The organism is Streptomyces sp. NPDC006174, assembly GCF_040614075.1.
Classification (GTDB): domain Bacteria; phylum Actinomycetota; class Actinomycetes; order Streptomycetales; family Streptomycetaceae; genus Streptomyces.
In genome coordinates this window covers 166,591-184,501 of sequence record NZ_JBEXTJ010000001.1, presented here as the reverse complement: position 1 = coordinate 184,501, position 17,911 = coordinate 166,591, and the positions used below count along the sequence as shown (strand labels likewise).

At 70.5% G+C, this 17,911-nt stretch carries 14 protein-coding genes; 2 read left to right on the top strand and 12 right to left on the bottom strand.

Going from position 1 to position 17,911, the window contains the following annotated elements:
- The first annotated feature begins 98 nt into the window (after positions 1-98).
- Positions 99-1,157 carry a sigma-70 family RNA polymerase sigma factor gene (locus ABZ267_RS00840; protein ID WP_356755800.1) on the top strand — a complete coding sequence of 353 codons (1,059 nt, stop codon included), beginning with the start codon at positions 99-101 and terminating at the stop codon, positions 1,155-1,157.
- Positions 1,158-1,214: 57 nt separating this feature from the next.
- Here the strand turns inward: ABZ267_RS00840 and ABZ267_RS00835 are convergent, their stop codons facing one another.
- Complete coding sequence (locus ABZ267_RS00835) at positions 1,215-1,559, bottom strand: STAS domain-containing protein (RefSeq protein ID WP_356755801.1); 345 nt, start codon at positions 1,557-1,559, stop codon at positions 1,215-1,217.
- Between the two features lie 190 nt (positions 1,560-1,749).
- Here ABZ267_RS00835 and ABZ267_RS00830 point away from each other — a divergent pair, with 190 nt between their 5' ends.
- Complete coding sequence (locus ABZ267_RS00830) at positions 1,750-5,091, top strand: S8 family serine peptidase (RefSeq protein WP_356755803.1); 3,342 nt, start codon at positions 1,750-1,752, stop codon at positions 5,089-5,091.
- Positions 5,092-5,191: 100 nt separating this feature from the next.
- Here ABZ267_RS00830 and ABZ267_RS00825 read toward each other — a convergent pair whose 3' ends face one another.
- The 11 genes from ABZ267_RS00825 to ABZ267_RS00775 form a co-directional block, all read right to left on the bottom strand.
- Positions 5,192-5,782, bottom strand: coding sequence for a Uma2 family endonuclease (locus tag ABZ267_RS00825; protein ID WP_356755805.1), 591 nt, complete (start codon positions 5,780-5,782; stop codon positions 5,192-5,194).
- Positions 5,783-5,879: 97 nt separating this feature from the next.
- A complete protein-coding gene (locus tag ABZ267_RS00820; protein WP_356755807.1) occupies positions 5,880-7,157 on the bottom strand; it encodes a thymidine phosphorylase in 1,278 nt (425 codons plus the stop codon).
- A gap of 112 nt (positions 7,158-7,269) precedes the next feature.
- On the bottom strand, positions 7,270-7,695 hold the full coding sequence (locus tag ABZ267_RS00815) for a cytidine deaminase (RefSeq protein WP_356755809.1): 426 nt from the start codon (positions 7,693-7,695) through the stop codon (positions 7,270-7,272).
- Positions 7,692-8,954, bottom strand: coding sequence for an ABC transporter permease (locus ABZ267_RS00810; RefSeq protein WP_356755811.1), 1,263 nt, complete (start codon positions 8,952-8,954; stop codon positions 7,692-7,694). The genes ABZ267_RS00815 and ABZ267_RS00810 overlap by 4 nt, the downstream gene beginning before the upstream one ends.
- Positions 8,951-10,066: an ABC transporter permease gene (locus ABZ267_RS00805; RefSeq protein ID WP_356755813.1), complete on the bottom strand. Its 1,116-nt coding sequence runs from the start codon at positions 10,064-10,066 to the stop codon at positions 8,951-8,953. The genes ABZ267_RS00810 and ABZ267_RS00805 overlap by 4 nt, the downstream gene beginning before the upstream one ends.
- Positions 10,063-11,646, bottom strand: a complete 1,584-nt coding sequence (locus tag ABZ267_RS00800; RefSeq protein WP_356755900.1) for an ABC transporter ATP-binding protein — start codon at positions 11,644-11,646, stop codon at positions 10,063-10,065. Before ABZ267_RS00800 ends, ABZ267_RS00805 begins: the two co-directional genes overlap by 4 nt.
- 410 nt (positions 11,647-12,056) lie before the next feature.
- Positions 12,057-13,103, bottom strand: a complete 1,047-nt coding sequence (locus tag ABZ267_RS00795; RefSeq protein WP_356755814.1) for a BMP family ABC transporter substrate-binding protein — start codon at positions 13,101-13,103, stop codon at positions 12,057-12,059.
- 173 nt (positions 13,104-13,276) lie between these two features.
- Entirely contained in the window at positions 13,277-14,512 is a 1,236-nt protein-coding gene (locus tag ABZ267_RS00790; RefSeq protein WP_356755902.1) for an amidohydrolase, read from the bottom strand.
- A gap of 158 nt (positions 14,513-14,670) precedes the next feature.
- Positions 14,671-15,705: a hypothetical protein gene (locus ABZ267_RS00785; protein ID WP_356755816.1), complete on the bottom strand. Its 1,035-nt coding sequence runs from the start codon at positions 15,703-15,705 to the stop codon at positions 14,671-14,673.
- A 10-nt stretch (positions 15,706-15,715) separates the two neighbouring features.
- Entirely contained in the window at positions 15,716-16,648 is a 933-nt protein-coding gene (locus ABZ267_RS00780; RefSeq protein ID WP_356755818.1) for an N-acetylneuraminate synthase family protein, read from the bottom strand.
- Positions 16,649-16,660: 12 nt separating this feature from the next.
- A complete protein-coding gene (locus ABZ267_RS00775) occupies positions 16,661-17,899 on the bottom strand; it encodes an acylneuraminate cytidylyltransferase (RefSeq protein WP_356755820.1) in 1,239 nt (412 codons plus the stop codon).
- Positions 17,900-17,911 lie beyond the last annotated feature (12 nt).

The window sequence follows — 17,911 nt, the reverse complement described above, 5'->3', positions numbered from 1 at the left end:
TCGGCCTCTTTCCACCCCTGTTGTCAGTGCCCTGCGGTAGCTTCCGATGTACCGGGTGACGAAAGGCCGCGGCGCGGCCGGGCGACAGGGGTGGAGCGATGAGCGATTTGACCACGACGACGGCCGCGGATGCGGCGGCCGGGTCCACCGGAGCCTCGGAGGACGCCAAGGTCTCCGGTGACGGCGGTGTCGACGCCCGGCTCGAAGGCCACCGCACCGAGCTGACCGGCTACTGCTACCGGATGCTCGGCTCCGCGTTCGAGGCCGAGGACGCGGTGCAGGACACACTGGTGCGGGCCTGGCGCAACTTCGACAAGTTCGAGGGCCGCTCCTCGCTGCGCTCCTGGCTCTACCGGATCGCCACCAACGTCTGCCTGGACATGCTCAGCGCGGGCAACAAGCGGGCCCGCCCGGTCGATCTGACCGGCCCGACCCCGCTCGCCCAGGCCGCGCTCAGCCCGCGGCCGGAGAACGTCTGGCTGGAGCCGATGCCGGACGGCCGCATCCTGCCGACCGTCCAGGACCCGGCGGAGGCCGCCGTGGCGCGGGAGTCGGTGCGCCTGGCGTTCGTCGCAGCACTCCAGCACCTGCCGCCCAAGCAGCGGGCCGTGCTGATCCTGCGCGAGGTGCTCGCCTGGAAGGCCGCCGAGGTCGCCGAGCTGCTGGAGACCTCCGTCGCCTCGGTCAACAGCGCCCTGCAGCGGGCCCGCGCCACGCTGACCGAGCAGGAGGGCCGGGTTCCGGACGCGGCCGACCCGCTCGACGAGGAGCAGCAGAAGCTCCTGGAGCGCTATGTGAAGGCGTTCGAGGGGTACGACATGGCCGCTCTGACCGCGCTGCTCCACGAGGACGCGGTGATGACGATGCCGCCGTTCGACCTTTGGCTGCAGGGCACCTCGGACATCACGGGCTTCATGACGACCATCGGTGCGGCCTGCGCGGGCTCGCGGCTGGTGCCGGTCTCCGCCAACGGCTCTCCGGGCTTCGCGCACTACAAGCCGGATCCGGAGGGCTCCGGTTTCGTGCCGTGGGCGGTGCAGGTCATCGACGTCCAGGACGGGGCGATCTCGGGGATGCACTGCTTCCTGGACGTGGAGCGCTGGTTCCCGCTGTTCGGTCTGCCGGACCGGCTCCCGGCGGTGACGGACGCGGGCTGACCGGGCGGTGGACAGCCGGCTCCTCCAGGACCGGCCGGCCGGCGGCCACCGCATTCGCTACGGCCTCGGCACCCGCTCCTCCGGCTCCTCCAGCGCCACCACATCCGCCAGTCCCACCACATCCAGCAGGCCCTGGAGTTCGGGCCCGACCCGGCGCAGCCGTAGCTGCCGGCCGGCCCGGCGGGCGACCAGGGCCAGCCGGGCCACCGCCTCCACCAGCGCCAGGTCCGCCCGCTCCACGCCGCCCACGTCGCACTCGACCGGCGAGGCCGGAGCGACCGGTCCGGCCGGGTCGGGCGCGACGCTGCGGGGGTCGTTCAGCAAGGTCTCCAGCTCCGTGCAGAGGGCCGGTACGGCGTCACGGGTGACGCGTCCGGTGACGGTGAGGACGATCGGATTCATGGCTGCCACAACGGGAGGACCGGTCCGGTGACCGAAACTCATCGCACCGCAGGCAGAATTCCGGCCGGAGAGAGCCAACTCACAACTCGTACACATCTCTTGCGAACCTCTTCACAACTTTCTCCCTCTAGGTTGGGTGAACGGTTCAGAGGAACCGCCTCATTCTCCAGGGGGAGAGTTGCGCAGACATGTGAAGAGGGCGGGGGTCCCGGCTGTCGCCGTGACCGCAGCCGTCGCACTCGCCGCGGGCATGACCACGCCTGCCGCCGCACAGCCGATTTCGCCCGCAGCCGTGGCCAAGGCGGCCGCCGGCTCCACGGCCAAGGCCTCGCACCAGCTGACGCTGATCACCGGCGACCGGGTCTCGGTCGACGCCAAGGGCCGGGTCGTGGGCTTCCAGCCCGCCGAGGGACGCGACGGCATCCCGGTGCACAAGCAGATACGTGACGGGCGCACGCTCGTCATACCCGCCGACGCCCAGCGGCTCATCGCCTCCGGCAAGCTCGACCGGCGGCTCTTCGACATCACCGAGCTGAACCGGCCGGAGAACCGCCGGGCCCAGAAGAAGGACCTGCGGCTCATCGTCAGCTACCGGGGCGCGGAGAGCGCCCGGGCGAAGGCGGAGGTCCGGGACGCGGGCGCGACCCGGATCGGCCGGAGCCTGACCTCGCTGAACGCCGAGTCGGTCGCGACGCCGAAGGCGGACGCGCCGGACCTGTGGCAGGCGCTGACCAGCGAGCAGACGGGCAACGCCCAGCGCACCACGGCCGCCGGTATCGACCGGGTCTGGCTGGACGGCAAGCGCAAGGCGACCCTGGACCGCAGCGTCGCGCAGATCGGGGCGCCGACCGCCTGGCAGGCCGGTTACACCGGCAAGGGTGTCAGGATCGCGGTCCTGGACACCGGTGTGGACGGGACCCACGACGACCTCAAGGGCAAGATCGTCGCGGCGAAGAACTTCACCAAGTCGCCGGACCTCAAGGACCGCATCGGCCACGGCACGCACGTCGCCTCGATCGCGGCGGGCTCGGGCGCCAAGTCCGGCGGGAAGTTCAAGGGTGTCGCGCCGGACGCCAGGATCCTGGCGGGCAAGGTCCTCGGCGACGACGGGTTCGGCGACGACTCCGGCATCCTCGCCGGGATGGAGTGGGCGGTCGCACAGGGCGCCGACGTCGTCAACCTGAGTCTCGGCGGCATGGACACGCCCGAGGTGGACGCGCTGGAAGCCGCGGTCAACAAGCTCTCGGCCACCAAGGGCGTCCTGTTCGCCATCGCGGCGGGCAACGAGGGCAGCGGCGCGGGCACGGTCGGCTCGCCGGGCAGCGCGGAGGCCGCGCTGACCGTCGGCGCGGTCGACGTGAACGACAAGCTGGCGGGCTTCTCCAGCCGTGGCCCGCGCGTGGGCGACGGCTGCATCAAGCCCGACGTCACCGCACCCGGTGTGGCCATCACGGCGGCGTCCGCCAAGGGCTCGGAGATCGCCAAGGAGGTCGGCGAAAGCCCGGCCGGCTACCTGACGATCGACGGTACGTCGATGGCCACGCCGCACGTCGCGGGCGCCGCGGCCCTGCTCAAGCAGCAGCACCCGGAGTGGACGTACCAGCAGCTGAAGAACGTGCTGGCGTCCTCCACCGAGCCGGGCGCGTACACGCCGTTCCAGCAGGGCACCGGCCGGATCGCGGTGGACCGGGCGCTCACCCAGACCGTGGTGAGCGAGCAGGTCTCGGTCAGCCTCGGTGTGCAGCAGTGGCCGCACGCCGACGACGTCCCGGTCTCCAAGGAGGTCGCCTACCGCAACCTCGGCACCACGGACGTCACGCTCGACCTGACGGTCGCCGGCACCGGTCCGAAGGGCAAGCCCGCTCCGGCCGGCTTCTTCACCCTCGGCGCCTCGCAGGTCACCGTGGAGGCGGGTGGCACCGCCTCTGTGGCGCTGACCGCCGACACCCGGCTCGGCGGCACGGAGGTCGGCTCGTACTCCGCGTACGTCGTGGCCACCGGCGACGGCCAGAGCGTCCGCACCGCGGCCGTGGTCGACCGCGAGCGCGAGTCGTACGACGTCACGCTGAAGGCCATCAGCCGCACGGGCAAGGTCGCGCCCGCGGCGGACGCCGAGCTGGACGGCCTGGGCGGGAGCGCCGACGGCCTCTCGTACACCTCGGCCTTCAAGAACGGTGTGGCCACGGTCCGCGTGCCCAAGGGCACCTTCGTGCTGAACGGCAGCGTCGTCACGGACCCGAAGAGGAAGTACGACGTCGACTGGCTCGTCCAGCCGAAGCTGAGCGTCACGAAGAACACGACGATCACGCTGGACGCGCGGAGGACCAAGCCGGCCACCATCACCCTGCCGGTGAAGGGGACCAAGCTCCGCGGCATCCAGACCGAGTTCACGATCGCGACCGATGAGTACGACACCACGTACGGCTGGTCGGTCGGCTCCAGGGGCACGCTCCGCACCGCGCACATCGGCCCGAAGGTCACCGACGGCTCGCTCAGCCAGCGGTGGGCCGGCAGCTGGAACAAGGGCGCGGGCGACTACAACATCGCGACCGGCGGCAAGGTCACGCAGTTCGCCACCGGCTTCAGCCGTACGTACAAGGCCAACCAGTTCGCCACGGTGAAGCTGACCATGGGCGTCGGCGCGGTCAAGAACAAGACCGGCGCGGTCTGGCCCATCGCCGAGCTGCCGGGCGGCTACCAGATGTACGGCGAGCCCTCCTCGCAGGCGCTGCCCGGTGTCCGTACGGTCCGCCTCGCCACCAGCGACAAGGCCCGCTGGGCCCTGGAGTTCGCGCAGATCGGCGGCAAGGACAAGCAGGGCTACCCGATCTACGAGGCGAACTACTCCCTCGGGAACCTCGCCACCTACAAGGGCGGCAAGTCGTACACGAGGACCGTGAACACCGGGGTCTTCGGCCCGCGGCTGACCGCGTACGACGGCGTCTACCGCGACGGCAACGAGATTTTCGGCTTCGTCCCGCTGCTGGCGGACGGCAAGGGCAACGAGGGCGGACCGGAGTTCTCCTCGGTCACCACGGTGCTCCACCGCAACGGCAAGAAGTACGCCCAGACCGAGGACCCGCTCCAGGGCTGGGACTACTTCACGGTCCCGGCGGGCAGCGCCGACTACAGGCTCAGCTCGTCGGTGAGGCACACGGCGAAGATCGGCGCCCTCTCCACCCGGGTGGACGTCAGCTTCACCTTCCGCTCCAGGACGGCGGCCACGAAGCTCCCGGCCTCCACCGTCCGCTTCACCCCGGCCCTGACCACCGATGGCCGCGCCACGGCGGGCAGGACCGTCTCCGTGCCGGTGACGGTGCAGGGTTCGGCCGCCGGCAAGAACCTCAAGTCGCTGGCGACGTACGTCAGTTACAACGGCGGCAAGACCTGGAAGAAGGTCACCGTGAAGAAGGGCAAGATCACGGTGAAGAACCCGGCGAAGAACAAGGCCATCTCCTTCGCCGCCAACATCACCGACAAGAAGGGCAACAAGTCCACGGTGCGGATCTACAACGCGTACCTGGGCAAGTGACCGGCCAAGCACGGTAGTTGACCTCGCACGACGGCGGCCCGCCGCACGGAGAACGTTTCCGCGCTTGCGGGCCGCTCGCCTGTGCCGGTGGTGCGAGGCGTCAGCTCACCGGAAAGACGCCGGTGTCCAGGTCGAGTGCGAAGGGTTCGGGAAGGCTGATCTTCCCGCCGTACTCGACCGTTTCCAGCACCCGGTACGCACCGCCCTCCGGCTCCCCGTAGAGCGTCGCGGTAGGCCGGCCGGAGTGCCAGGGGTCGAGGAGCAGGAACAGCTCCACACCGGCCTTCGCGTAGCCGTTGACCTTGCTGACACGGTCGTGATTGGCGTTGGCGCGGGAGGTGATCTCGACTACGAGGCGGGCTTCCTCGGCGGGGACAGAGTTACCCGGCCCGGAGGCGGTGGCGCGATCCACAACGACGAGATCAGGGATGTACATCCCACCCCGCCCCGGCAGCGAGAGGCCGAGGGTCTGGTAGATCTCCCACTCTTCCGGAATGGCGGTGTAGAGCCTGCGCTGGAGCAGGGCAGCGGTGGTGTTGTGATCCTTGGACGGCGGCGGCGACACGGTGACGATCTCCTCGATGATCTCCACCTTGCAGCCCTCGGGTGCGTCCGTCTCCTCCCAGATCCGGACGATGTCGTCCCAGTCCTGGCCGTGGCCCGGCACGGGATCGACGGTGAGTGCGCTCATGGCGGTCTCCTCTATCGGTACGTCACCGAGTCCAGCATGCCGAACGGGACCGGTGGCAGTCCACCGGTCCCGTTCACCCGTACGAGGAAACCGCAGGTCAGGCGATACGTTCCCGCACCACCGGCAGCGGTGCGAACGACGTGCCCGCCGGGGAGATCTCGTACGCGTCCGGAAGGGCCTTCAGCGCGTAGTCGAACTTCTCCGGGGTGTCCGTGTGCAGCGTCATCAGCGGCTGGCCCTCGGAGACCGTGTCGCCGGGCTTGGCGTGGAGTTCGATGCCCGCGCCCGCCTGGACCGGGTCCTCCTTGCGGGCGCGGCCGGCGCCGAGGCGCCAGGCGGCTACGCCGACGTCGTAGGCGTCCAGGCGGGTCAGGACGCCGGAGGCCGGGGCCGTGACGATGTGGTGTTCGCGGGCCGTGGGGAGCGTGGCGTCCGGGTCGCCGCCCTGGGCCGCGATCATGCGGCGCCAGACGTCCATCGCGGAGCCGTCGGCCAGCGCCTTCTCCGGGTCGGCGTCCTTGAGGCCGGCCGCGTCCAGCATCTCGCGGGCCAGGGCCAGAGTGAGGTCGATGACGTCCCTGGGGCCGCCGCCTGCCAGGACCTCGACCGACTCCCGTACCTCCAGGGCGTTGCCCGCGGTGAGGCCGAGCGGGGTCGACATGTCGGTGAGGAGCGCGACCGTGCGGACGCCGCTGTCGGTGCCGAGCGCGACCATGGTGGAGGCCAGTTCGCGGGCGTCCTCGATGGTCTTCATGAAGGCGCCGGAGCCGACCTTGACGTCCAGGACGAGCGCGCCGGTGCCTTCGGCGATCTTCTTGGACATGATCGAGCTGGCGATGAGCGGGATCGCCTCGACGGTGCCGGTGACATCGCGCAGCGCGTACAGCTTCTTGTCGGCGGGCGCGAGGCCGTCACCGGCGGCGCAGATGACCGCGCCGGTGGTGTCCAGGACGTTCAGCATCTCCTCGCCTGTGAGGTGCGCCCGCCAGCCGGGGATGGACTCCAGCTTGTCCAGCGTGCCGCCGGTGTGGCCGAGGCCGCGGCCGCTGAGCTGCGGTACGGCGGCGCCGCACGCGGCGACCAGCGGGGCCAGCGGCAGGGTGATCTTGTCGCCGACGCCGCCGGTGGAGTGCTTGTCGGTGGTGGGGCGGGAGAGCGCGGCGAAGTTCATCCGCTCGCCGGAGGCGATCATCGCGGCGGTCCAGCGGGCGATCTCGGTGCGGTTCATGCCGTTGAGCAGGATCGCCATGGCGAGGGCGGACATCTGCTCGTCGGCGACCTCGCCGCGGGTGTACGCGTCGATGACCCAGTCGATCTGCTCGGGGGTCAGCTCGCCTCGGTCCCGCTTGGTGCGGATGACGGAGATGGCGTCCATGGGAGTCCTTCCGGCCGGTGCGTACGCAGGAGTTCGATGGCGACTCTACGCGCATAGAGAGTGGGAATGGCGGTGGCCCTTCCGGGAGAGGAAGGGCCACCAGGGTTGCAGATCAGCCGAGGTGCTGCGGGCCGAACGACTGCGGCAGCATCTCGTCCAGCGTGCGGCGCCCGTCGGGCGTCTCCAGGAGGAGTCCGGGGCCGCCGAACTCGTACAGGAGCTGCCGGCACCGGCCGCACGGCACCAGGATGGACCCGGTGCCGTCCACGCAGGTGAAGTGGGTCAGCCGGCCGCCGCCGGTGGCGTGGAGCGTGGAGACCAGGCCGCACTCGGCGCAGAGCGAGAGGCCGTAGGAGGCGTTCTCGACGTTGCAGCCGGTGATCGTGCGGCCGTCGTCCACCCGGGCGGCGACACCGACCGGGAAGCCCGAGTAGGGGGCGTACGCCCGGGACATCGCGTCCCGGGCCGCCTCCCGCAGGGCCTCCCAGTCGGCCTCACCGAAGGGAACGGCGGGGCCTTCGGAGGCGGGCGAGGTCACTTGCCCTCGCCCTTCCGATAGGGCACGCCGTCCGCCTTCGGCATCCGTAGCCGCTGTGCGGAGAGCGAGAGGACCAGCAGCGTGGTGACGTACGGAGCGGCGTCGACGAACTGGCTCGGCACCTGGTCGGTCAGCAGGTACCAGGTGAACAGCAGCGCCGAGACGGCCGCCGAGATCACCGCGGCGACGTACTTCTTCTTGTAGAGCTGCCAGAACACCGCGATGACCAGCAGGATCGCCAGCAGGAGCAGCATCGCGTGGACGTTCTCCGCGCCGCCGCGCAGCTTGAGGCTGTCGGTGAAGCCGAAGAGCCCGGCGCCGAGCGCCATGCCGCCCGGCATCCAGTTGCCGAAGATCATGGCGGCGAGGCCGATGTAGCCGCGGCCGCCGGTCTGGCCCTCCTGGTAGATGCCGGTGGCGACGATCGCGAGGAACGCGCCGCCGAGGCCCGCCAGACCGCCGGAGATGGTGACGGCGATGTACTTGTACTTGTACACGTTGACGCCGAGCGTCTCGGCGGCCACCGGCGACTCACCGCAGGAGCGCAGCCGCAGTCCGAACGGGGTGCGCCACAGGATCCACCAGGTGGCCGGGATCAGCAGCAGCGCCAGCAGCGTCAGCAGCGAGAGGCCGGTGACCAGGCCGCCGATGATGCCGGCGAGGTCGGAGACCAGGAACCAGTGGTGCTGCTGGAGGTCCTGCATCCAGTCCGAGAGCCCCGGAATGGTGATCTTGTCGATCGGGTCGATGCGCGGTGACTGCTTGGAGGAGCCGCCCTGCACACCGTCGAAGGCGAAGTTGGAGAGGTAGCGGGTGACGCCGACGGCGAGGATGTTGATCGCCACACCGGAGACGATGTGGTTCACGCCGAAGGTGACGGTGATGATCGCGTGCAGCAGACCGCCGAGGCAGCCGCCGAGGATGCCGAAGAGGACACCCATCCACGGGCCCCACTGGAATCCGGCCCAGGCGCCGAACCAGGTGCCGAGGATCATCATGCCTTCGAGGCCGATGTTGACGACGCCCGCGCGCTCGGCCCAGAGGCCGCCGAGTCCGGCGAGGCCGATCGGTACGGCCAGTTCCAGCGCGCCGGCGACCTGGCCGACCGAGGTGATGTCGTCGGCGCCGCTGATCAGGCGGACGAGCGAGACGAGCGCGAGGCCGCCCGCGATGATGAGCAGGACGACGGGCAGGGTGAGCTTGCGGCGGCCGCCCTTCTTGGGGGCGTGGCGTGCGGCGGTGACTTTGCTGGTGCTCACAGGGCCGCCTCCTTCTCGGTCTTGATGGCGTGGCCGGCGGCGAGCTCCTCGCCCACCTTCTGCTGCTGGCGGCGGACGCCGTAGCGGCGCACCAGCTCGTAGGAGACGACGACCGAGATCACGATCAGGCCCTGCATGATCGTGGCGATCTCCTTCTCGTACCCGTACTGGTCGAGCGAGGCCGACGACTTGTCGAGGAAGGCGATCAGCAGGGCGCTCAAGGCGATGCCGAGCGGGTTGTTGCGGCCCAGCAGCGCGATGGTGATACCGGTGAAGCCGATCCCGGTCGGGAAGTCGAGGCTGTACGTGTGGGTGTCGCCGAGCAGCGTCGGCATGCCCGCGAGGCCCGCCACCGCGCCGGAGATCAGCATCGAGGTGAGGATCATCTTCTTGGCGTCCACACCGGAGGCCTGCGCGGCGCTCTCGCTGGCGCCGGTGGCGCGCAGGTCGAAGCCGAAGCGGGTGCGGTTGAGGATGAACCAGTAGAGCAGGCCGCAGCCGGCCGCGACGAAGGTGAAGCCGTAGATCTCGCCGCCGTCGCCCATCGGCAGACCCGGGAACCAGCCGGACTCCGCGATCTCACCGGTGGTGAGGTTGTTGGAGCCGGCAGGCTGCTCGCCGAAGTTCTTCGGCAGGATCAGCCAGGCGATCAGCGCGGTGGCGATCGAGTTGAGCATGATCGTGGAGACGACCTCGCTCACACCGCGCGTCGTCTTGAGGAAGCCCGCGATCCCGGACCAGAAGGCGCCGACGAGCATCGCGACGATCACGATCAGCGCGATGTGCAGCGGGCCCGGCAGGCTGACGCTCGCGCCGACCAGCGCGGACATCATGGCGGCGAGGCGGTACTGGCCGTCGACGCCGATGTTGAAGAGGTTCATCCGGAAGCCGACGGCTACCGCCAGAGCGGCGAGGTAGTACGTACCGGCCTGGTTGATGATCAGGACCTGTACGTCGACGTAGCTCGCCGACTCGAACATGATGCGGTACGGCTCGAACGGGTTACGGCCGGAGGCCAGCAGCACCACGGTCGTCAGCGCGAGGGCCACGACCAGGGCGAGCACCGGGCCGGCGAGGCCCAGGATCAGCCGGTCCTTGTCGAATTTCTTCATCGGGCCTCGTCCTCCGAGCCTTCGAGGTGACCGGTGGCGGCGCCGGTCATGGCCGAACCCAGTTCCTCCGGGGTGATGGTGGCCGGGTCGGCGTCGGCGACCAGCCGGCCGCGGTACATGACGCGCAGGGTGTCGGAGAGCCCGATCAGCTCGTCCAGGTCGGCCGAGATCAGCAGGACGGCCAGTCCTTCGCGGCGGGCCTCGCGGATCTGGTCCCAGATCTGCGCCTGCGCGCCGACGTCCACGCCACGGGTGGGGTGGGCTGCGATCAGGAGCTTGGGCGCGTGGCTCATCTCGCGGCCGACGATCAGCTTCTGCTGGTTGCCGCCGGAGAGCGAGGCCGCGGTGACCTCGATACCGGGGGTGCGGACGTCGTACTCGCGCACGATCCGCTCGGTGTCGGCGCGGGCCGCCTTGTTGTCCAGCAGCCAGCCGCGGCTGTTGGGCTTCTCGGTGACGTGGCCGAGGATGCGGTTCTCCCAGAGCGGTGCGTCCAGCAGGACGCCGTGGCGGTGCCGGTCCTCGGGGATGTAGCCGATGCCGGACTCGCGCCGCTTGCGGGTCGGGGCGTGCGAGATGTCGTCGGTGTCGAGCGTGATCACGCCGCCGTCCGGGTCGCGCATGCCGATCAGCGCCTCGATCAGCTCGGTCTGCCCGTTGCCCTCGACGCCGGCGATCCCGAGGACCTCGCCCTTGTGGATGGTGAAGTCGACACCGGCCAGCACGTCGCGGACGGTGCCGTCGGGGTCGGTGACCGTGAGCGCCAGGTCCTGGACGCGCAGCATCGGCACGTCGGTGACGGTGGACTCGCGGGTCTCCGGCGACGGCAGCTCGCTGCCGACCATCAGCTCGGCGAGCTGCTTGGTCGTGGTGGTTGCCGGGTCGGCGGTGCCGACCGTCGTACCGCGGCGGATCACCGTGATGTCGTCGGCGACCGAGAGCACCTCGCCGAGCTTGTGCGAGATGAAGATGACGGTCAGGCCCTCGGCCTTGAGCTCGCGCAGGTTGGCGAAGAGCGCGTCGACCTCCTGCGGCACGAGGACCGCGGTCGGCTCGTCCAGGATGAGGATGCGGGCGCCCCGGTAGAGGACCTTGAGGATCTCCACGCGCTGCCGGTCGGCGACCCCGAGGTCCTCGACGAGCGCGTCGGGCCGGATGCCGAGACCGTACGCGTCGGAGATCTCCTTGATCTTCCTGCGGGCGCCGGCGCCGATGCCGTACAGCTTCTCGCCGCCGAGGACCACGTTCTCCAGGACGGTGAAGTTGTCGGCGAGCATGAAGTGCTGGTGCACCATGCCGATGCCGCGCTCGATGGCGTCGCCCGGGTTGGAGAAGGAGACCTGCTCACCGTTGATGGCGATGGTGCCCTCGTCCGGCTTCTGCATGCCGTAGAGGATCTTCATCAAGGTGGACTTGCCGGCACCGTTCTCACCGACGAGGGCGTGCACGGTGCCCTTGCCGATCGTGATGTCGATGTCGTGGTTGGCGACGACGCCGGGGAAGCGCTTGGTGATGCCGTGCAGTTCCACGGCGGGGGGGCTGCTGGACGCGTTGATGACGCACTCTCCTTGGCCGGACAGGAGCGGGGGCGGAGGGGCTGGAGGGGGTGAAGTTATCGCGCCGGAGGGCCGTCTACACGCGTAGAGCTGCCGAATCGTAAGACACAGGCGCACGTCACAGTCCGGACGCGAGGTCCGGGACCGGTGGGAGAGCACTGCGATAGGCGGATCTTCTTCGGTGCTGCGTTGGTGGTGCGGTGGGTGGAGCAGGTGGTGGTGCGGTGGGCGGAGCAGGTGGCGGTGCGGTCGCTGCCGCTGTTCCGCGGGTCTGCTGCCGTTGTTCCGCGGGTGGAGCTGAGGGCTCTGTTCCGGTTACGGGAGAGGGCCCGGCGGCCCTGTCCGTCCGCCGGCGCCGGAGTGCGGCGGGGTGGAAGGACAGGGCCTGGGAAACCAGCCGGAGAACCGGCCTCGTCACGCGAGGTGACGAGGCGTTACGGGGCGGTCTTGACGGTGATCTTGCCGTCGATGATCTCCTGCTTGGCCTTGTCGACCGCGGCGATGACGTCCTTCATGTCGGCGAAGGCCGGGTTGGACATCGAGAGCGCGACGCCGTTCTTGTCCAGGCCGTAGCGGATCTCACCGGACTGCGGCTTGCCGTCCTGGACCGACTTGATCAGGTTGAAGACGGCGTCCTCGATGTCCTTCGTGACCGAGGTCAGGATGGACTCCTTGTAGTTGGCGAGGCCCGCCTGGTTGTACTGGTCGGAGTCGACGCCGATGTTCCACTTCTTCGCCTTGGAGGCGGCCTCGATGGCACCGGAGCCGGCCAGACCGGCGGCCGAGTAGATCACGTCGGCCTTCTTGTCGAGCTGGCCCTGCGCGGCGGCCTTGCCGAGGTCGGGCTTGGAGAAGCCGTCGAAGTTCGGCGGCTGGGTCAGGTACTGCGGGAGCACCGTCACCGACGGGTCGGTGTCCTTGACGCCCTGGGCGTAACCGGCCTCGAACTTCTTGATCAGCGGGGTCTCGACACCGCCGATGAAGCCGACCGTCTTCGTCTTGGTGACCTTGGCGGCGGCGACGCCGGCGAGGTAGGAGCCCTGCTCCTCGTTGAAGACGATGTTGGCGATGTTCTTGGCGGTCACCGAGGCGTCGTCGATGATCCCGAAGGTGGTCTTCGGGAACTTCGGCGCGACCTTCTTGATGGCCGGCGCGTAGGCGAAGCCGACGCCGATCACCGGGTTGTTGCCGGCGCGGGCCAGCTCGGTGAGGCGCTGCACCTTGTCGGCGTCGCTCTCACCGTCGGACGGCTCGGCCTCGTTGCCGTCGATGTCGAGGTCCTTCTCCGCCTTGGCGAGTCCGGCGTAGGCGGCGTCGTTGAACGACTGGTCGCCGCGGCCACCGATGTCGTACGCGATGGCGGCCTTGGCTCCACCGTCGGAACTGGCTTCCGACGACGTTTTTCCGCCACACGCGGTGGCGGAGAGCGCGAGGGCCGCTGACGCGACGCCCACGGTGGCAATCCTGGTGATCCGGCGCAAGGGAGGCTCCTTCAAACCTGACCGAAGCGCCTCTTCCGGCGCTGGTTTCGCGGCGATCGTAACGCGCGTAGATGTCAGATAAGAGCACGTACGGAAGCCGTTATCGGATCGTCGCGAACAGAAGGTGTCGGCCACGTCCATGGATGGGCCGCGAACAGTTCGTGAAGGCGCCCCTAAGACCGTCCGGCCAGCAGAGCCGCCGCTGTGAACAGCTCGACGCCTACGGTGATGGCCTCCTCGTCCACGTCGAAGTTGCCGCGGTGCAGGTCCAGACCGCGCGTGTCGCCGGGCGGCCGGACGCCGAGGCGGGCCATGGCGCCCGGGACGCGCTCCAGGTACCAGGAGAAGTCCTCGCCACCGAGGCTCTGCTCGGTGTCCTCGATCGCGTACGAACCGCGGCGCTCGGTCATCGCCGCGTCCAGCAGGCCGATGGACTCGGCGTCGTTGACCACGGGCGGCACGCCCCGTACGTAATTGATCACGGTCTTGGCCCGATGCATTCCGGCCACCTCGTCGACGGCGGCGTGCACCAGGTCGGCCGCGTCCCGCCAGGCGTTCAGGTCGAGGCAGCGGACCGTGCCGGAGAGTTCGGCGTGCTGCGGGACGACGTTGGGCGCGTGGCCGGTGTGGAGGCGGCCCCAGGTGAGGACGAGGCCGGAGCGGGCGTCGACGCGACGGGAGAGCAGCGCGGGGACGTCCACGGCGACCCGGGCGGCGGCGGTGACCAGGTCGGTGGTGAGGTGCGGGCGGGCGGTGTGGCCGCCGGGGCCGTCGAGCGAGATCTCCAGGCGGTCACAGGCGGAGGTGATGGGCCCGATGCGCAGCCCGATCCTCCCGACGTCCACCTTCGGGTCGCAGTGGACCGCGATGATCCGCCCGACGCCCTCCAGCACCCCGGACTCGATCGCGCTGAGCGCGCCGCCCGGCATGACCTCCTCGGCCGGCTGGAAGACCAGCCGCACCGCGTTCGGCAGGAGGCCCTGCCGGTCGAGCGCGGCGAGGACCAGGCCGGCGCCGAGCACGGTGGTGGTGTGGACGTCGTGGCCGCAGGCGTGGGCCCGGTCGGGCACGGTGGACCGGTAGGGGACGTCCACCTTGGTGTCCGGGATCGGCAGTGCGTCGATGTCGGCCCGCAACGCCAGCATCGGCGTCACGCCGTCCCACTCCCCCACGTCGCAGACCAGCCCGGTCCCGACGTCCAGCACCCGCGGCTTCAGCCCGGCCTTCTCCAGCCGGTCCTTGATGGCGGCGGTGGTCCGGAACTCCTGGTTGCCCAGCTCGGGATGCATGTGGAGGTCCCGGCGGAAGGAGATCAGCTCGGCCCTCAGCTCGTCGCCGAGCCTGCCGGGCAGCCCACCTCCTCCCGGCTGGTCGACCGGGTCTTCGGAGCGGGCGGCGCGGGACTTCAACTGGTTCACCTTGTGAAGGGTAGGCCCCTTCACCCATCAACTGGCCACTGATCAAAAAAACTTCAGCCGCGCAGGGGAACAAAAGGCGGAGTCGAGGTGTGTGACGACTCGTGACAGTGGGTATCAACGTGGGTTTCGGTGACGGCGGCGGAGACCCGCTACGCGTGCGCCGTCGACGTCAGCCGCTGCACCCCCCGCGCCGTCTCCGTGACCCCGCTCAGGAAGCCCTGCGCGCGCGGCGAGGCCGTCGTACGGAGCCACTCCGGCGCGATGTCGCAGACCGCGACGTTCACGCCGGTGCCGGCCAGGGCCAGCGGGAGCGTGTGGACCACTGTGGACGGGAAGCTGACCACCGTGTGGCCGATGGGGCCGCGGCGGGCGATGAGTTCCAGCGGGAGGTCCGGGCGGACGATCTCCAGGCCGGTGGCGGCCTCCAGCGCGTGGAGCTTCTCGGCGGACTCGCGGCGGTGGGCGAAGTAGCGGGTGGCGCCGTGGGTACGGGCCAGGGCCGCGACCGCCTCCTGGTACGGGACCGGGTCGACCACACCCGTCTCCACCAGCGAGGTGCCGACCAGGTCCGCGCCCTTGCCGACGCTCGGCGGGCCGAAGCGGGCGCGGGTCCAGGCGAAGGTGTTCGCGGTGACGGTGACACCGGGCGGCGGCTCGACCGGCATCGCGGTGAAGACCTCCACCTGGTGCCGGGCCGTCGGCGTGAAGCGGCGCCGCGCGGTGGCCGTGACGGGGGCCAGGAGCAGCTCGCGCGGGCCGCCGCGGCCCTTGCGGTGCCAGCGGGTCAGCCGCTCGCCGCGCGCCAGCTGCGTGACGAACTCCATGGTCGCCGTGCCGTCGTCGACCACCGTGAGGCGCTCGGCGCGGACCAGGGTGAGCAGGAGCTGCACATAGCGGGAGAACGGGTCGCCGATCACGATGTGGTCCGCGCGCCTGACCAGTCCGGCCAGGGCGCGCAGGGCCTTGAGAGGCGCGCCGGAGTCCCCGCGCGCCTCCTGCCAGCGGACGGTGATGCCCTCGTCGCGGGCCAGCTCCGCCATCCGGCGCAGCTGGCCGCGCGACATCGGGTCGACCGGGGGGAGGACGACGACCGTGGTGCCGGCCGGATCGTCTCCCCCCATGGCGTGGGTCCACTCCAGGACGTTCAGGAGCTGGACCGGGCTCTCGACGAAGGCGAGGTTCACCGGTCGGCGCTCAGACCGCGACCGGCTCGGGGGCCGGCGCGTTCTCGGTCTCCGCGACGACGCCCGCGACCCGGCGGAGCTTCTTCATCGGGCCGAGCTCGGACTCGTACACCTTCTTGACACCGTCGCCGAGGGAGGCCTCGATGGTGCGGATGTCGCGGACCAGGCGGGTCAGGCCCTGCGGCTCGACGGAGGCGGCCTGGTCGGAGCCCCACATGGCGCGGTCCAGCGTGATGTGGCGCTCCACGAAGGTGGCGCCGAGCGCGACGGCGGCCAGCGTGGTCTGCAGGCCGGTCTCGTGGCCGGAGTAGCCGATCGGGACGTTCGGGTACTCCTGCTGGAGGGTGTTGATGACCCGCAGGTTCAGCTCCTCGGCCTTGGCCGGGTAGGTGGAGGTGGCGTGGCAGAGCAGGATGTTGTCGCTGCCGAGCACCTCGACCGCGTGCCGGATCTGCTTCGGCGTGGACATGCCGGTGGAGAGGATCACCGTGCGGCCGGTGGCGCGCAGGGCGCGGAGCAGTTCGTCGTCGGTGAGCGAGGCGGAGGCCACCTTGTGGGCCGGGACGTCGAACTTCTCCAGGAAGGCGACGGCCTCGGTGTCCCACGGGGAGGCGAACCAGTCGATGCCGCGCTCGGCGCAGTGCTCGGAGATGGCCTGGTAATCCTCCTCGCCGAACTCGACGCGGTGGCGGTAGTCGATGTACGTCATCCGGCCCCACGGGGTGTCGCGCTCGATGTCCCACTGGTCGCGCGGGGTGCAGATCTCCGGGGTGCGCTTCTGGAACTTGACCGCGTCGCAGCCGGCTTCGGCGGCCACGTCGATCAGCGCGAGGGCGTTGCCGAGGTCGCCGTTGTGGTTGATGCCGATCTCGCCGGTGATGTAGACGGGGTTGCCGGGTCCGGCGGTACGGGTGCCGAACGTGCGCAGACGGGAGGTGCTCATGGTGGTGCTTCCTTACTTGGTGGGGACTGTGGGGACAGGAGAGGTGGTCGTGGTGAGGGTGGGGCCGAGCAGCCAGGCCGCGATCTCGCGGATGGCGCCGTAGCCGCCGGGGGTGGTCGTGACGGCGCGCGCCGCGGCGCGTACCGAGTCGTGGGCGCTGCCGACCGCCACGGGCCAGCCGGCCAGGGCGAAGCAGCCCAGGTCGTTGACGTCGTTGCCGACGTAGAGCACGCGGTCGGGAGCGATGTTCTGCTCGTCGCACCACTGCTTGAGCGCCTCGTCCTTGCGGTCGATGCCGTGCAGGACGGGCACCTGGAGCTTGCGGGCGCGGGCGGCGACGACCGGGTTCTGTTCGGTGGAGAGGATCAGGAGCGGCACACCGGTCTTGCGCAGCGCGGCGATGCCGAGCCCGTCGCCCCGGTGCACGGCCACGGTCTCGCGGCCGTCGGAGTCGACCAGGACCCGGTCGTCGGTCTGCGTGCCGTCGAAGTCCAGGACGACCGCGTCCACGTCCGCGAGGGACGGCAGCGGCGAGGGGTCCAGGAGCGGCGCGAGCGCGCGGGCGCGGGCCAGGTCGTGCGGGTCGTCGATCTCCAGGACCCGGGCCGGGTCGGTGGCGACGAGCGCGGTGTGGCCGAAGAAGCGGTGGCGGTGGGTACGGAAGCCCGCCGCGTCCATCGCGTAGGCGGCGCCGGTCTCCAGGAAGTCCTGAGGACGGTCCTGGCGGCGCGGACGTACGGACTTGTCGTGGTTGACGCCGTACGTGCCGTCCTCCACCGCGTGCCCGTCGCGCCAGACGAAACCGTGGAACGGCGCGACGGTGACGGCCGTGTCGGCGCCTTCGTGGGCCACCGCCCGTGCCACGCCGTCGATGTCCTCGCGGGAGACGAACGGGCTGGTGCACTGGACGAGGAGGACCACGTCGACGCTCCGGGCGCGCTCGGCCTCGTAGACGTCCAGCGCGTGCAGCACGGCCGCCTCGCTGGTCGCGGTGTCGCCGGCGATGGCGGCCGGGCGCTCCACGCAGTGCAGCCGGTCGGCGGCGCCGAGGTGGGCGGCGGCGGTGCGGGCCGCCTGCGCGATGGCCGTGTCGTCGGTGGTGACGACGACGTCGGTGACCTCGGGTGCGGCGAGCGCGGCGCGGACCGCGCGGGCGACCAGCGGGATACCGCCGACCTCGGCGAGGTTCTTGGCGGGCACGCCCTTGGATCCGCCGCGTGCGGGGATCACGGCGAGGACGGTCGGTGTCATCGAAGCTCCTGA

What these genes read in the sequence shown, in the direction of transcription:
- ABZ267_RS00835 (WP_356755801.1), bottom strand. Translation starts at nt 1,559, where the DNA reads ATGAATCCGATCGTCCTCACCGTCACCGGACGCGTCACCCGTGACGCC.
- ABZ267_RS00840 (WP_356755800.1), top strand. Translation starts at nt 99, where the DNA reads ATGAGCGATTTGACCACGACGACGGCCGCGGATGCGGCGGCCGGGTCC.
- ABZ267_RS00775 (WP_356755820.1), bottom strand. Translation starts at nt 17,899, where the DNA reads ATGACACCGACCGTCCTCGCCGTGATCCCCGCACGCGGCGGATCCAAG.
- ABZ267_RS00805 (WP_356755813.1), bottom strand. Translation starts at nt 10,066, where the DNA reads ATGAAGAAATTCGACAAGGACCGGCTGATCCTGGGCCTCGCCGGCCCG.
- ABZ267_RS00825 (WP_356755805.1), bottom strand. Translation starts at nt 5,782, where the DNA reads ATGAGCGCACTCACCGTCGATCCCGTGCCGGGCCACGGCCAGGACTGG.
- ABZ267_RS00780 (WP_356755818.1), bottom strand. Translation starts at nt 16,648, where the DNA reads ATGAGCACCTCCCGTCTGCGCACGTTCGGCACCCGTACCGCCGGACCC.
- ABZ267_RS00820 (WP_356755807.1), bottom strand. Translation starts at nt 7,157, where the DNA reads ATGGACGCCATCTCCGTCATCCGCACCAAGCGGGACCGAGGCGAGCTG.